Raw genomic sequence first — 15,264 nt, forward strand, 5'->3', positions numbered from 1 at the left:
TTCACTTCTCAATTCATGCGGTGCAAAAGGCACCGCCACAATTACGCCCGGGCAGCCCGGCTCACTTCATTTGCAACACGCTCGGTGGCATCTGGAATAGATGCAGCGCGGGCACGTTCTGCCATGGTTAATAACGTTTCTCGCGACCACCCGGACAGGGTGCTGGCGACGGCATCCACAGTAAACTGCGGCTGCTCAAAAATTTTGGCGGCCCCCGCTTTCTCCAGCGGCAGGGCATTCCAGTACTGCTGCCGGTCTTTATGCTGAAACGGCACAAACAGCGCGGGTAAACCAGCGGCGGCAATTTCACTCACCGTTAACGCGCCAGAGCGGCAAACGACAACATCCGCCCACGCATAGGCTGCGGCCATGTCATCAATAAATTCCGTCACCTTATGCTGCGGTTGCCCCGCCCCGGCATAAGCCTGCTCTACGGTCTGCTGCGCGCCTTTACCGCTTTGATGCCAGATAGTGACCGTATCGCCCAGTTTTGCCGCAACTTGCGGCAGCGTCTGGTTCAATACCCGGGCCCCCTGAGAGCCGCCCACCACCAGCACGCGAATCGGCCCTTCACGTCCGGCCAGGCGTTCTTGCGGCAAGGGGAGCGCCAGTACGTCAGTACGTACCGGGTTTCCGACCACGTCCGCTTTCGGAAACGCGCCGGGAAAAGCCTGCATCACCGTCGTGGCGATTTTCGCCAGCCACTTATTGGTCAACCCCGCAATGCCGTTTTGCTCATGCAGCACAACCGGAATACCCAGCGACCACGCCGCCAGACCGCCGGGGCCAGAGACATAGCCGCCCATGCCGAGCACCACATCAGGCTTAAACTGCTTCATGATCGCCCGCGCCTGACGCCAGGCGTTAAAAATACGTAGCGGTGCCGCCAGCAGCGCTTTCACGCCTTTTCCGCGCAAACCGGAAATACGAATAAAATCAATCTCAATGCCATGCTTCGGCACTAAATCCGCTTCCATACGATCGGCGGTTCCGAGCCAGCGTACTTGCCAGCCCTGGTCCATTAAATGGTGCGCGACGGCCAGTCCTGGGAACACATGTCCGCCAGTACCGCCCGCCATCACCATTAACCGCTTCGGTTGACCACTCATCGTGAACCTCGTGTAAACGCCTGCGCTTTTTCCAGACGCGTTTCATAATCAATACGTAACAAAAACATGATGGCCGTCGACATGATCAGCAAACTGGAACCCCCATAACTGATCAGCGGCAGCGTCAGACCCTTCGTTGGCAGCATGCCTGCCGCCGCGCCGACGTTGACCAGCGCCTGGAAGCTGAACCAGATTCCAATCGAGCAGGCCAGGAATCCTGAAAAACGGTGATCAATCTCCAGCGCCTTACGGCCAATCGACATCGCGCGAAAAGCGACGAAGAATACCATTAAAAGCGCCAGTACCACACCGATATAACCCAGTTCTTCCCCAATAATGGCGAAGATGAAGTCAGTATGCGCTTCCGGCAGATACTCCAGTTTTTGTACCGAGTTCCCCAGCCCCTGCCCCCACATCTCACCACGGCCAAATGCCATCAGGGATTGCGTCAGCTGGTAGCCGCTACCAAACGGATCTTCCCAGGGGTTCCAGAAAGAGGTCACACGGCGAATACGATACGGTTCGGCGAGGATCAGCAGGATCACCGCCGATATCCCCATGCCGATGATGGCAATGAACTGCCATAACTTCGCCCCGGCGAGAAACAGCATCGCCAGCGTGGTAACGAACAGCACCACCACCGTCCCGAGATCGGGCTGCGCCAGCAGCAAAATCGCCAGCACCAGAATCACGCCCATCGGTTTTAAGAAGCCGCGCAGGTTATTACGCACTTCATCAACTTTGCGCACCAGATAGTTGGCGAGGTAGCAGAACAGCGACAGTTTGGTAAATTCCGCAGGCTGAATACGCAGCGGCCCCAGCGCAATCCAACGCGATGCCCCGTTAACTGAGCTACCCACCACCAGCACGATCAACAACATGATGATCGACGCGATCAGCATCGTGGTGCTGTACTTTTGCCAGAACTCCATCGGTAAACGCAGCGTGATCATCGCCAGGCAAAACGCCAGGAGTATGTACAGCGCGTCACGCTTGGCAAACAGGAAAGGATCGTTCGCCAGACGTTGTCCGACAGGCATTGACGCCGACGTCACCATGATGAAACCGATCGCCGCCAGGCCAAATGTCAGCCAGAGCAACGTGCGGTCGTACATGATCAGGCTATCGTCGTCTTTATCGCGCGACGCCATCACCCAGCCTTTAAGCGCCGTAAAGACCCATACCAGGATTCCAAATCCCGGCAGGCGCGGCGGCATTCTCAGGCGAGGGAGAGATAAACGCATCAACCTAACTCCTTCGCCAGACGGGTAAAGACATCGCCCCGTTGCTCAAAATTCTTAAACTGATCGAGGCTGGCGCAGGCCGGAGACAGCAGGACCATATCGCCCGGTTGCAAACGCGGCGCCAGCAGACGCATCGCCTCTTCCATCGTCTCAGTTTGTTCTGCGATTTCCGGGCGCAGCGCCGCCAGCTGCGCGCCATCACGACCAAAGCAGTACAGGCGAACGCGATCGCCGCCCAGGTAACGGGTGAGCGAAGAGAAATCCGCCGATTTACCATCGCCGCCGAGCAGCAGGTGCAGCGTACCGTCTACGTGCAGGCCATTCAGCGCCGCTTCCGTGCTGCCTACGTTGGTGGCTTTGGAATCGTTAATCCAGCGCACGCCGTTATGCTCCAGCGCCAGCTGGAAGCGATGCGCCAGGCCGGTAAAGGTCGTCAACGCTTTCAGGCTGCTGGCGCGCGGTAAACCCGCCGCATCGGCCAGCGCCAGCGCCGCCAGCGCATTGGTGTAGTTGTGCTGGCCGGAAAGCTTCATCTCTTTTACGTTCAACACTTTTTCCCCCTTCACCCGCAGCCAGGTCTCGCCCTGCTGGCGATTGAGGTGATAATCCCCCATGTTGACGCCAAAACTGACGCAACGCGCATCCGCGCCGCGTACCGGCATGGTCAGCGCGTCATCGGCATTCACCACGCAAACTTTCGCATTCTCATACACGCGCAGTTTTGCCGCGCGATACTGTTGCAGACCAAACGGATATCGGTCCATATGGTCTTCGGTAACGTTCAGGATGGTTGCGGCAACGGCCTGTAGGCTGGATGTCGTTTCCAGCTGGAAGCTGGAAAGCTCCAGTACGTACAGCTCGCGAGCGGCGTCCAGCAGCATCAACGCAGGCAGACCAATGTTACCGCCAACGCCCACGTTCACGCCCGCCGCTTTCGCCATCTCGCCTACCAGCGTGGTCACGGTGCTTTTACCGTTCGATCCGGTGATCGCCACGATCGGCGCCTGCGCTTCGCGACAGAACAGTTCGATATCACCGACAATCTCAATACCCGCATCGGCGGCAGCGCTCAGTGAAGGGTGCGCCAGAGCAATACCAGGGCTGGCGACAATCAAATCTGCCGCCAGTAGCCAGTCATCATTCAGGCTGCCGACGTGACGCTCTACCGCTTCCGGTAATTTGTCCAGACCCGGCGGCGTCGCACGGGTATCCATTACGCGCGGCGTTACGCCGCGCGCCAGGAAAAAGTCCACGCAGGAAAGTCCGGTCAATCCCAGACCAATAATGACGACTTTTTTACCCTGGTAATCAGCCATGATTAACGTACCTTCAGCGTTGCCAGGCCAATCAGGACCAGCATCAGCGAAATAATCCAGAAGCGCACGATAACGCGCGGTTCCGGCCAGCCTTTCAGTTCATAGTGATGGTGAATCGGCGCCATGCGGAAGATGCGCTGCCCGCGCAATTTAAAGGAACCGACCTGCAAAATGACTGACAGGGTTTCCACCACAAACACGCCGCCCATAATCACCAGCAAAAACTCCTGACGCAGCAGCACCGCGATGATGCCCAGCGCGCCGCCCAGCGCCAGCGACCCGACGTCTCCCATAAAGACCTGCGCCGGATAGGTGTTAAACCACAGGAAACCTAAGCCCGCGCCGACAATCGCCGTACAGACAATCACCAGTTCACCAGCATGACGTAAGTACGGAATATGCAGGTAGTTGGCGAAATTCATGTTGCCGGTTGCCCACGCCACCAGCGCAAAACCGGCGGCGACGAATACGGTCGGCATAATCGCCAGGCCGTCCAGGCCATCAGTCAGGTTAACTGCGTTGCCCGTTCCGACGATCACGAAGTACGCCAGCAGCACGTAGAACAGACCCAGTTGCGGCATCACGTCTTTAAAGAACGGCACCACCAGTTCGGTGGCCGGCGTGTCTTTCCCTGCCAGATACAGCGCGAACGCCACGCCCAGCGCAATCACCGACATCCAGAAATATTTCCAGCGAGCGATCAGCCCTTTGGTGTCTTTACGCACCACTTTGCGATAATCATCGACAAAACCAATAATGCCGTAGCCCACCAGCACCACCAGCACGCACCAGACGTACGGGTTAGACGGGTAAGCCCACAGCAGGACGGAGACCACAATCGCCGTCAGAATCATAATGCCGCCCATTGTCGGCGTACCGCGCTTGCTAAAGTGCGATTCCGGGCCGTCATTACGCACGACCTGGCCAAAAGACAATTTTTGTAAGCGGGCAATCATACGCGGGCCCATCCACAAGGAGATGAACAGCGCGGTCAGCAGGCTGACGATGGCGCGAAACGTCAGATAGGAAAAGACGTTAAAGCCGGAATAATATTTGACCAAATGTTCGGCCAGCCAAACTAACATGTTCCATTCTCCTGTAATGCGCGTACTACCTCTTCCATGGCGGCACTACGTGAACCCTTCACTAAAATGGTAATAATCTGATGCTCCGCAATCAGCGTGTTAAGACGCGCGACCAGAGCCGATTTATCCGCAAAATGTTCGCCAACGCCGCTGGCATTGCCGATCGCCTGACTCAGTTTTCCTGTACTCAGCACGCTGTCGATACCCGCCGCTTTTGCCGCGTCACCGACCTGAACATGGCATGCTTCGCTTTCCACGCCCAGCTCCGCCATATCGCCGACCACCAGCACCCGGTAGCCCGGCATTTCAGACAGCACCTGCACAGCGGCGGTCATCGAACCGACGTTGGCGTTATAGGAGTCATCAAGTAACAGCTGGTTGTCATTCAACTGGATGGGGAACAGGCGCCCCGGCACGGCTTTCAGGTTCGCCAGACCGGTTTTAATGGCGTCAAGGGTCGCCCCTACCGCCATCGACAGCGCAGCCGCCGCCAGCGCGTTTGCAATATTGTGACGACCAGGAAGCGGCAGCAGGACGTCAATGTCGCCCGTCGGCGTTTGCAGCGTGAATTCCGTACCGTGCGAGGTCACATGGATATTGGTCGCGGTAAAATCGCTGTTGGCGGCATTCGGTGAAAAACGCCACACTTTGCGATCGCCAATAATGCCCTGCCAGTTCAGCCAGTCGTTGTTATCGGCGTTCATAATGGCGATCCCATTCACCGGCAAGCCGGTATAGATTTCGCCTTTCGCTTTCGCCACGCCCGCCAGCGAACCGAATCCTTCCAGGTGCGCTGCCGCCAGATTATTAACCAGTGCCGCTTCAGGACGCGTCAGGCCGACGGTCCAGGCAATTTCGCCCTGGTGATTGGCGCCTAACTCAATGACGGCATAGTCATAATCGTTGTTTAACCGCAGCAACGTCATCGGTACGCCGATATCGTTATTCAGGTTGCCCGCGGTGTATAAGGTGTTGCCACACTGACTCAGAATGGCGGCGGTCATCTCTTTAACGGATGTTTTGCCGGAGGAGCCGGTTAACGCCACGACGCGAGCGGGAACCTGCGCCCGAACCCATGCGGCCAGTTCGCCGAAGGCCAGCCGCGTATCTTTGACGATCAGCTGCGGCAGATCGCAATCCAGCGGGCGACTCACCAGCAGCGCACCGGCGCCGCCCTCTTTCGCGTTATCCGCAAAATCATGGGCGTCGAAACGCTCGCCTTTCAGCGCCACAAACAGGCAGCCCGGCGTCACCTTACGCGTATCAGTCGTGACCGCGTCAATCGTCAGGTCGGCGCCCTGTAATTCGCCGTGCAGAATACCGGCCAGTTGGCTGAGCGTTACGCTAATCATGCGATCACCCCCAGCAGACGTGCAGCCGTTACGCGGTCGGAGTAATCAAGGCGCTGAGTACCGACAATCTGGTAATCCTCATGCCCTTTACCCGCGACCAGAACCACGTCGTTTTCTTTCGCCTGCATAATGGCGCAGGTCACCGCCTCCGCGCGGCCTTCCATCACTTTCGCGTGCCCGGCATCCAGCATACCCGCCAGAATGTCGTTAATGATCGCGCGCGGCTCTTCGGTGCGTGGGTTATCGTCCGTCACGACCACCACGTCCGCGAACTCTTCGGCAATCGCCCCCATCAGCGGACGTTTACCTTTATCGCGATCGCCGCCGCAGCCAAAGACGCACCACAGTTGACCAGTACAGTGCAACCGCGCAGCCTGCAACGCTTTTTCCAGCGCATCCGGCGTGTGGGCGTAATCGACCACCACCGTAGTTTTGCCCGGCGCGCTGAACACCTCCATCCGCCCGCAAACCGGTTGCAGTCGAGGGGCGGTTTTCAGCAGATCCGCCAGGGGGTAGCCAAGCGCCAGCAACGTTGCCAGCGCCAGCAGCAGGTTGCTGACGTTAAACGCGCCCATCAGACGGCTTTCAATCTCGCCTTCGCCCCAACTGGAGTCGAAACGGATCGTCGCGCCGCTATCGTGGTACTTCACCTCAACCGCTTTCAGCCAACGTCCGTGGCAGTTCGGGTTGATATGATCCTCCATCGAGACCGCAACGGCATCCGGCAACCTCACCAGCCATCGGCGTCCGACTTCATCATCGGCATTGACGATAGCCTCGCCGTAATGGTGCGTTGAATAGAGCATCCATTTCGCCGCTTCGTAATGTTCCATGTCACCGTGATAATCAAGGTGATCGCGGCTTAAATTCGTGAAAACAGAGGCGGCAAATTTCAGCGCGGCGACCCGGTGCTGCACCAGACCGTGGGAAGAGACTTCCATTGCGCCGAATGTTGCGCCCTGCTCAACCAGACCGGCCAGCACATGCTGTACGTCAACGGCGGAACCGGTTGTGTTCTCCGTCGGGATCACTTTGCCCAACAGGCCATTACCCACCGTTCCCATTACCGCGCTGGTTTCGCCAAGCAGTTGGCTCCACTGCGCCAGCAGTTGCGTGGTGGTGGTTTTTCCGTTCGTTCCGGTCACGCCGACCAGACGCATATGTTCAGATGGCTCGTGGTAGAAGCGGCCCGCCAGTGCAGATAAACGCTCGTTGAGCTGGCTCAGATAGATAACCGGCACACCGTGCATTTCACGGATTTCCCCGTCGGTCGCCTCATCTTTGGCCTCTGCAATAATGGCAGCCACACCTTGCGCTATCGCCTGCGGGATATATCGACGCCCGTCCGCCTGATGACCCACCACTGCCACAAAGAGATCGCCCGATGCAGCCACACGGCTGTCGAGTGTCATCTCCCGCAGTGCTCGCTCCGGTGCGCCAGGCACCCACGGAGCGAGAAGGTCGCGCAAATTACGATCTGCCACCTGTTCCCTCGCCTTGGTTAATTACAAATTCACTTTTTTCGCCCGTTGCCAGCGCATCCGGTTCGATGTTCATGGTGCGTAGTACGCCGCCCATAATGGCACCGAATACCGGCGCGGAAACGGCGCCGCCGTAGTATTTACCCGCCTGCGGATCGTTGATAACAACCACCAGCGCGAAGCGCGGCTGACTCGCAGGCGCAACGCCTGCGGTATAAGCAATGTATTTGTTGATGTAGCGGCCATCCGGCCCCACTTTTTTCGCCGTACCGGTTTTAATGGCGATGCGATAACCTTTGATCGCCGCCTTCACGCCGCCGCCGCCCGGCAGCGCCACGCTTTCCATCATGTGGACGACGGTACGAACGGTCGCTTCCGGGAAGACGCGCTCGCCCGGTACAGGAGGATCAACTTTGGTAATCGACAGCGGACGATAAACGCCGTAGCTGCCAATCGTTGCGTAGACTCGCGCTAACTGTAACGGGGTTACCATTAGCCCATAGCCGAAAGAGAAGGTGGCCCTCTCTATGTCAGACCACCGTTGTTTTTGAGGATATAAGCCACTGCGTTCTCCGACCAACCCCAAATTGGTCGCCTTTCCTAGCCCAAAACGTGAGTAAGTATCTACTAACGCTGAGGACGGCATCGCTAACGCCAGCTTAGAAACGCCGACGTTACTCGACTTCTGTAAAACCCCGGTCAGGGTCAATTCGCTGTAACGCGCCACGTCTTTAATTTCGTGACCATTAATTCGATATGGCACCGTGTTCAGCACGGTGTTTTCACGCACGACCCCGCGCTGTAACGCGGTCATCACCACCATCGGTTTGACGGTTGAACCGGGTTCAAACACGTCCGTGATGGTGCGGTTACGCATAGCGTCTTTCGGCGTACCGGTCAGATTATTCGGGTTGTAGGACGGGCTGTTCGCCATTGCCAGCACTTCGCCAGTATTGACATCCACCAGCACGGCGCTGCCTGACTCCGCTTTGTTGAAGGCCACGGCGTTGTTCAGTTCGCGATAGACCAACGCTTGCAGGCGCTCATCAATGCTCAGCGCCAGATTGTGCGCGGCCTGGCTGTCGGTAGAAGAGATATCTTCAATAACCCGGCCATAACGGTCTTTACGTACAATACGTTCGCCTGGCTGGCCGGTCAGCCACTTATCGAAGCTCTTCTCAACCCCTTCGATCCCCTGGCTATCGACGTTAGTGAAGCCAATGAGGTGAGCGGTCACTTCCCCGGAAGGATAGTAACGGCGGGACTCTTCGCGCAGATGAATGCCTGGCAGCTTCAGTTTTTTGATGTAGTCGCCGAGATCCGGGTTAACCTGACGCGCCAGATAGATAAAGCGGCCTTTCGGGTTCGCATTAACGCGAGCCGCCAGTTGGTCGAGCGGCATTTTCAGCGCGTCCGCCAGCGCCTTCCAGCGGTTGTCCAGCGTGATCCCGCCTGCATCATGCAGCTCTTTCGGGTCCGCCCAGATGGCTTTTACCGGCACGCTCACCGCCAGTGGGCGACCAGAGCGGTCGGTGATCATGCCGCGAGAGGTGGAGACTTCCTGTACACGCAGAGAGCGCATGTCGCCCTGACGCACTAACATGTCAGGCGCAATAATTTGCAGCCAGGCCACGCGCCCCAGCAGGAACCCCAGCGCCAGCAGAATGCAGCCGCACAGCAACGCAAAACGCCAACTGACAAAGTTGGCTTGTTCTTCCTGGCGTTTTGGTTTGAGCGTCTTTGCCGCTGCTTTCATGCGTCGCGTTTATCCTTATTTTTGCACTACGATATTTTCTTGTGAGGGATCGACATGCTGCATCTGCAACTTTTCCGTTGCGATCCGTTCTACCCGGCTATGATCGCCGAGCGCGTTTTCTTCAAGAATCAGGTTGCGCCATTCGATATCCAGCGCATCACGCTCCAGCACCAGTTGCTCGCGCTGTGCGGTTAACAGGCGCGTATGGTGCGCCGTTGTCACGACGGTGACCGCCGTTAAAATGATGCAAATGAACAGGCAGAGTGGCAGCTTCCCAAATCGCAAAAGATCGTCACCGATCACGCCAGGCAAAGCATGGCGATTGGTGATTCCCGTCGATCCCTTCACTTTGCTCAGGGCTTCTGTCACTCTGCTGATCATGCGTTCGTCCTCTCTGCAATACGCAGAACTGAACTACGGGCGCGTGGATTTTCCGCCACTTCTTCTTCGCCCGGCATCAACTTGCCTAATGCTCTTAGCTCACGACCGCCCAGTTTTTTGAGCTGCTCTTCCGTCATCGGCAACCCTGCTGGAACCTGTGGACCGCGGCTTTGCTCACGCATAAAGCGCTTCACAATACGGTCTTCCAGCGAGTGGAAACTGATAATGGAAAGCCGCCCACCCGGGGCCAGCACGCTGAGCGAGCTTTTTAGCGCCTGCTCTATCTCCTCCAGTTCACTGTTCACCCAAATGCGCACCGCCTGGAAGGTACGGGTCGCGGGATGTTTGAATTTGTCCTTCACCGGCGTCGCCGCTGCGACCACTTCCGCCAGTTCTTTGGTGCGGGTCATGGGCTGTTCGCGGTTGCGCTCCACAATGGCGCGGGCAATACGTTTCGCAAAACGCTCTTCGCCAAAGGTTTTCAGCACCCAGGCAATATCGGCTTCTTCCGCGGTTTGCAGCCATTCTGCGGCAGACTGACCGCGCGTTGGGTCCATACGCATATCCAGCGGGCCATCGCGCATAAAAGAAAAACCACGTTCGGCATCATCGAGTTGCGGTGAAGAGACGCCAAGATCAAGGAGAATCCCGTCGATCTTGCCGATAAGTTCGCGCTCACTTACATAATCAGCAAGCGCAGAGAAAGGTCCATGAATGATGGAGAAGCGAGGATCATTGATGGCCTGGGCTTCGGCAATAGCCTGTGGATCGCGATCGATCGCCAGCAAACGTCCCTCTTCGCCAAGCCGGGAGAGGATCAGACGTGAGTGGCCGCCGCGACCAAATGTCCCATCAATGTAGATGCCGTCAGGGCGAATGTTCAGACCGTTTACGGCCTCGTCCAGCAGCACCGTAGTGTGTTTAAAATTTTCCATCATCATTATAGAGACAAGTCCTGCAGTCGTTCCGACAAGGTTTCGGTTACTGACTGCTCAGCGTCGATATCTTCCTTGACCTGTTGATACCAGGTCGTTTCATCCCACAGTTCAAACTTATTGAACTGTCCAACCAGCATCACTTCTTTCGTCAGCCCGGCATGTTGCCGCAGAATCGGCGCGATCAATAAGCGACCCGCGCTATCCATCTGACATTCGCTGGCATGCCCCAACAGTAAACGCTGCACGCGGCGCTCAACCGGGTTCATGCTCGACAGACGCGATAATTTTTGCTCGATAATTTCCCATTCAGGCAGGGGGTAAAGCAGCAGGCACGGGTGATGGATGTCAATGGTACAAACCATTTGACCGGTAGCGTTCTCGATCAGTTGATCCCGGTAACGGGTGGGCACAGATAAGCGCCCCTTACTGTCGAGATTGACTAACGTTGCTCCCCGGAACATGCCAGCCTCACCCCTTATTACCACTTTGCCCCACAAATTCCCACTTAAAGGAGTTTACGGAGCGGAGGAAAAGCTTGTCAAGCAAGTCAGGACGCTTACCGGAGTAAAAAACCCAATGTATACGGCTAATATCAGCGTTGATTAAATTCCGTCCAACGAGCGAAGCAAATTAACGTCATGAATATTTGTAAGAAAAAAGATCCAAAAACTCATCACCGTTTAAAACGACTCAATATCATCTGATAAAAATATAAAGTGTCAGTTTGCGACGCGAGCGGCATTTTAGGACAATATGCAGCGAGATAACAGTACCTGTTTATCGCTCTCTACGCCCCGCACCGACAAGCCAGCCGCGACGTGAAGGCCACATCGAAAAAAAGTGTTTGTTAATTCGGCAATTCGTCGCCCGCATGTAACAAAATAATACAAAACGGGTTCAATACGACGTCTCAATAAACCTGAAGTCGGTATCGACAGGTTTAAAATCAGCATATTTGAAAGATAAGTCGGATAATTCTAAGGAATAATCTTAATTATGGTGTGAGTATTGTTGGCAGGTGAATATTTGCCCGGTCAGCGACAACGCCGCCGGGCGATTTGCCAGATGGCGGCATAACCGCCTTATCCGGCATACAGAAATGGACTAACTGCGGCTAAGAATACCGCGGCGGTACAAATTACGTTTGATTCGCGTTAAACCTGGCTTCGGTTTACGCGGCTCATCCAGGCTGGCCAGGACGATCTCCAGGACGCGTTCAGCAACATCACGATGACGCTGTGCGACCGCCAGAACCGGACACTGCAAGAAGTCGAGCAGCTCATTATCGCCAAAGGTGGCGATCGCCAGGTTGGAAGGCAGCTTCCCGTCACGACGTAACGTCACATCCATCACGCCCTGCAAAAGCGCAAACGACGTGGTAAACAGCGCCTGCGGCATCGGGTGAGTTTCCAGCCATTTTTCGAACAGCTGCGCCGCCGCTTCCCGCTCGTAGCTGTTGGCATACAGATAGTGTACTTCGCGCGGATCGTCTTTCCATGCGGTACGGAACCCCTGCTCGCGCAGGAAACTGACGGACAGCTCCGGCAACGCGCCCAGGTAAAGCACCGTTTCCGCCGGGAATTTACGTAACTCTGCCGCCAGCATTTCCGCATCATCCTGATCCGCCCCGACAACGCTGGTGAAATGTTCGCGATCCAGCGCGCGATCCAGCGCCACGATGGGGAATGAACCATTGGCCCAGCGCTGGTAGAACGGATGCTCCGGCGGTAACGAGGTCGATACAATGATCGCATCCACCTGGCGTTGTAGAAGATGTTCGATACACCGCATTTCGTTATCCGGCTGATCTTCTGAGCAGGCAATCAGCAGTTGATAACCGCGCTGGCGCGCCTGGCGCTCCAGGTAGTTGGCGATACGGGTATAACTCGTGTTCTCCAGATCGGGAATGACCAGTCCGATAGAACGTGTGCGTCCAGCACGCAGCCCGGCGGCCACAGCATTCGGGTGGTAATTATGCTCACGCACCACCGCCATGACTTTCTCGACGGTCTTGTCGCTCACGCGGTATTGCTTTGCTTTTCCGTTAATAACGTAGCTTGCAGTCGTTCGCGATACACCGGCCAGCCGAGCGATTTCATCCAGTTTCACAATTGCCCCTTGCGTAAAATGTACAAACCATAACCATTGTGACGGCATGGGTTAAATTTCTTAACATCTAAGCGCAGAATAGTGACTGCGGCAACCGCTTTTATTCCGGGTTACCACTGATTTCGCAAAAAAAAGCCAACGGGTAGCGTCGGCGGAGATTGAGACGTCACCTGTAGGCCGGATAAGCATTAGCGCCATCCGGTAGGGTATAATTGCCTGATGACGCTTCGCTTATCAGGCCTACAATTGAAAGATAACACAATGATTAACGCATGATCTTGTCGCCGCGCGAAAGCCCGACAACGCCGGAACGGGCAACTTCAACAATTTTCGCCACTTCACGCAGCGTCGCCAGAAACGCGTCCAGCTTATCGCTGGTGCCTGCCAGCTGGACGGTATAAATAGAAGGCGTGACATCAATAATCTGCCCACGGAAAATCTCCGTGTTGCGCTTCACCTCTTCCCTTCCGTATCCGCTGGCCTGAATCTTCACCAGCATGATTTCTCGCTCAACGTGCGCGCCCTGCCCAAGTTCGCTTACGCGCAGAACATCCACCAGCTTGTGCAGTTGCTTTTCAATTTGCTCCAGAACTTTCTCATCGCCAACCGTCTGGATGGTCATACGCGATAACGTCGGATCGTCGGTCGGCGCGACGGTAAGGCTTTCAATGTTGTATCCACGCTGGGCGAAGAGGCCAATCACACGCGACAATGCACCCGACTCGTTTTCCAGCAATACTGATAATATCCGGCGCATAATCAGGTCCTCTCCGTTTTGCTTAACCACATTTCATCCATCCCGCCCCCACGAATCTGCATGGGGTAGACATGCTCACTGCCATCGACGGTGACATCGACAAACACCAGACGATGGTTACGCACATGTTCCAGCGCTTCGCCCAGCTTGCTCTCCAGTTCATCTGGATGATTAATCTGGATACCGATATGCCCATAAGCCTCGGCAAGGCGTACAAAATCGGGCAGCGACTGCATGTAAGATTGCGAATGACGCCCGGAGTAGATCATGTCCTGCCATTGTTTGACCATGCCGAGATAGCGGTTGTTAAGGTTGAGCACCAGCACCGGCAGTTCATATTGCAGCGCCGTCGACAGCTCCTGGATGTTCATCTGAATGCTGCCATCTCCCGTGACGCACACTACCGTTTCATCCGGCAGCGCCATCTTCACGCCCAGAGCCGCTGGCAGGCCAAAACCCATCGTGCCGAGACCGCCGGAGTTAATCCAGCGACGCGGCTTATCAAAGGGGTAGTAGAGCGCGGCGAACATCTGGTGCTGACCGACATCAGAAGTGACATACGCATCGCCTTTCGTCAGACGCCAGATAGCCTCGATCACCGCCTGCGGTTTAATGCTCTCGCTTTGGGTGTCATATTTCAGGCACTGACGGGCGCGCCAGCGTTCAATGTGTTGCCACCAGTCGCGAATATCATCCAGCGGCTGCTGCGCGACTTCCTGCGGCAGTAATTCCAGCATTTGCTCCAGAACCAGGCGCGCATCGCCCACAATGGGAATATCCGCCGTCACGGTTTTAGAGATAGAGGTCGGATCGATATCGATATGCAGCACGGTCGCATTCGGGCAGTATTTCGCCAGATTATTGGTCGTGCGATCGTCAAAACGCACCCCGACGGCAAAAATCACATCGGAATGATGCATGGTCATGTTGGCTTCATAGGTGCCGTGCATCCCCAGCATCCCTAACGACTGACGATGCGTGGCCGGGAATGCGCCCAGCCCCATCAGCGACGAGACGACCGGCAGGTTGAGCGCTTCAATGGTTTGCCGCAGTTGTTCATGACAACCCGCATTCACTGCACCGCCGCCGACGTAGACCACCGGTTTTTTTGCCGCCGCCAGCGTTTGCAGCGCGCGCTTAATCTGCCCTTTATGCCCTGTCGTGGTCGGGTTATAAGAGCGCATACTGACCGACTCCGGCCAGACGTAGGGCAACTTTTTCGCCGGATTCAAAATATCTTTCGGGAGATCCACGACCACGGGTCCAGGACGCCCGCTTGCCGCCAGCCAGAACGCTTTTTTCAGCACCTGCGGGATGTCTTCCGTCTGTTTAACGAGGAAGCTGTGTTTCACCACCGGACGTGAGATCCCCACCATGTCGCATTCCTGAAAGGCGTCATAGCCAATCAACGACGTCGCCACTTGCCCGGAAAGGATGACCAGAGGAATGGAGTCCATATAGGCCGTGGCAATACCGGTGATCGCATTCGTGGCGCCTGGCCCGGAAGTGACCAGAACGACCCCGACTTCACCTGTTGCCCGCGCCAGGCCATCCGCCATATGCACAGCCGCTTGTTCATGACGGACAAGCACATGATCAATACCACCGACCGTGTGCAGCGCATCATAAATATCGAGGACCGCGCCCCCGGGATAACCGAATACCTGCTTCACGCCCTGATCGATGAGCGATCGGACGACCATCTCGGCTCCAGACAACATCTCCATGGCTTGCTC

At 56.3% G+C, this 15,264-nt stretch carries 13 protein-coding genes; all 13 read right to left on the reverse strand.

What is annotated here, in order from left to right; translation table 11 throughout:
• Positions 1-41: 41 nt before the first annotated feature.
• The 13 genes from murG to ilvI all read right to left on the reverse strand — a co-directional run bounded on the left by murG (position 42) and on the right by ilvI (position 15,255).
• Positions 42-1,109 carry an undecaprenyldiphospho-muramoylpentapeptide beta-N-acetylglucosaminyltransferase gene (gene murG / locus OGX80_RS01285; RefSeq protein ID WP_012134072.1) on the reverse strand — a complete coding sequence of 356 codons (1,068 nt, stop codon included), beginning with the start codon at positions 1,107-1,109 and terminating at the stop codon, positions 42-44.
• Positions 1,106-2,353 carry a cell division protein FtsW gene (gene ftsW, locus OGX80_RS01290; RefSeq protein ID WP_115181992.1) on the reverse strand — a complete coding sequence of 416 codons (1,248 nt, stop codon included), beginning with the start codon at positions 2,351-2,353 and terminating at the stop codon, positions 1,106-1,108. Before ftsW ends, murG begins: the two co-directional genes overlap by 4 nt.
• A complete protein-coding gene (gene murD / locus OGX80_RS01295; RefSeq protein WP_012134074.1) occupies positions 2,353-3,669 on the reverse strand; it encodes a UDP-N-acetylmuramoyl-L-alanine--D-glutamate ligase in 1,317 nt (438 codons plus the stop codon). The genes ftsW and murD overlap by 1 nt, the downstream gene beginning before the upstream one ends.
• Positions 3,670-3,671: 2 nt before the next feature.
• Positions 3,672-4,754: a phospho-N-acetylmuramoyl-pentapeptide-transferase gene (mraY, locus tag OGX80_RS01300; protein ID WP_012134075.1), complete on the reverse strand. Its 1,083-nt coding sequence runs from the start codon at positions 4,752-4,754 to the stop codon at positions 3,672-3,674.
• Entirely contained in the window at positions 4,748-6,106 is a 1,359-nt protein-coding gene (murF, locus tag OGX80_RS01305) for a UDP-N-acetylmuramoyl-tripeptide--D-alanyl-D-alanine ligase (RefSeq protein WP_115181993.1), read from the reverse strand. Before murF ends, mraY begins: the two co-directional genes overlap by 7 nt.
• Entirely contained in the window at positions 6,103-7,590 is a 1,488-nt protein-coding gene (gene murE, locus OGX80_RS01310) for a UDP-N-acetylmuramoyl-L-alanyl-D-glutamate--2,6-diaminopimelate ligase (protein WP_058668566.1), read from the reverse strand. The genes murF and murE overlap by 4 nt, the downstream gene beginning before the upstream one ends.
• Complete coding sequence (gene ftsI / locus OGX80_RS01315) at positions 7,577-9,343, reverse strand: peptidoglycan glycosyltransferase FtsI (RefSeq protein ID WP_012134078.1); 1,767 nt, start codon at positions 9,341-9,343, stop codon at positions 7,577-7,579. The genes murE and ftsI overlap by 14 nt, the downstream gene beginning before the upstream one ends.
• Positions 9,344-9,358: 15 nt before the next feature.
• On the reverse strand, positions 9,359-9,724 hold the full coding sequence (gene ftsL, locus OGX80_RS01320; protein WP_012134079.1) for a cell division protein FtsL: 366 nt from the start codon (positions 9,722-9,724) through the stop codon (positions 9,359-9,361).
• Positions 9,721-10,662, reverse strand: coding sequence for a 16S rRNA (cytosine(1402)-N(4))-methyltransferase RsmH (gene rsmH, locus OGX80_RS01325; protein WP_024130711.1), 942 nt, complete (start codon positions 10,660-10,662; stop codon positions 9,721-9,723). Before rsmH ends, ftsL begins: the two co-directional genes overlap by 4 nt.
• 2 nt (positions 10,663-10,664) lie before the next feature.
• On the reverse strand, positions 10,665-11,123 hold the full coding sequence (gene mraZ / locus OGX80_RS01330; protein ID WP_012134081.1) for a division/cell wall cluster transcriptional repressor MraZ: 459 nt from the start codon (positions 11,121-11,123) through the stop codon (positions 10,665-10,667).
• Positions 11,124-11,766: 643 nt separating this feature from the next.
• A complete protein-coding gene (gene cra / locus OGX80_RS01335) occupies positions 11,767-12,771 on the reverse strand; it encodes a catabolite repressor/activator (RefSeq protein WP_024130712.1) in 1,005 nt (334 codons plus the stop codon).
• A gap of 265 nt (positions 12,772-13,036) precedes the next feature.
• Positions 13,037-13,528 carry an acetolactate synthase small subunit gene (ilvN, locus tag OGX80_RS01340; RefSeq protein WP_003829566.1) on the reverse strand — a complete coding sequence of 164 codons (492 nt, stop codon included), beginning with the start codon at positions 13,526-13,528 and terminating at the stop codon, positions 13,037-13,039.
• Between the two features lie 2 nt (positions 13,529-13,530).
• Positions 13,531-15,255: an acetolactate synthase 3 large subunit gene (ilvI, locus tag OGX80_RS01345; protein WP_012134088.1), complete on the reverse strand. Its 1,725-nt coding sequence runs from the start codon at positions 15,253-15,255 to the stop codon at positions 13,531-13,533.
• Positions 15,256-15,264 lie beyond the last annotated feature (9 nt).

Source organism: Citrobacter sp. CK194, from assembly GCF_030333395.1.
GTDB lineage: Bacteria > Pseudomonadota > Gammaproteobacteria > Enterobacterales > Enterobacteriaceae > Citrobacter_B > Citrobacter_B koseri.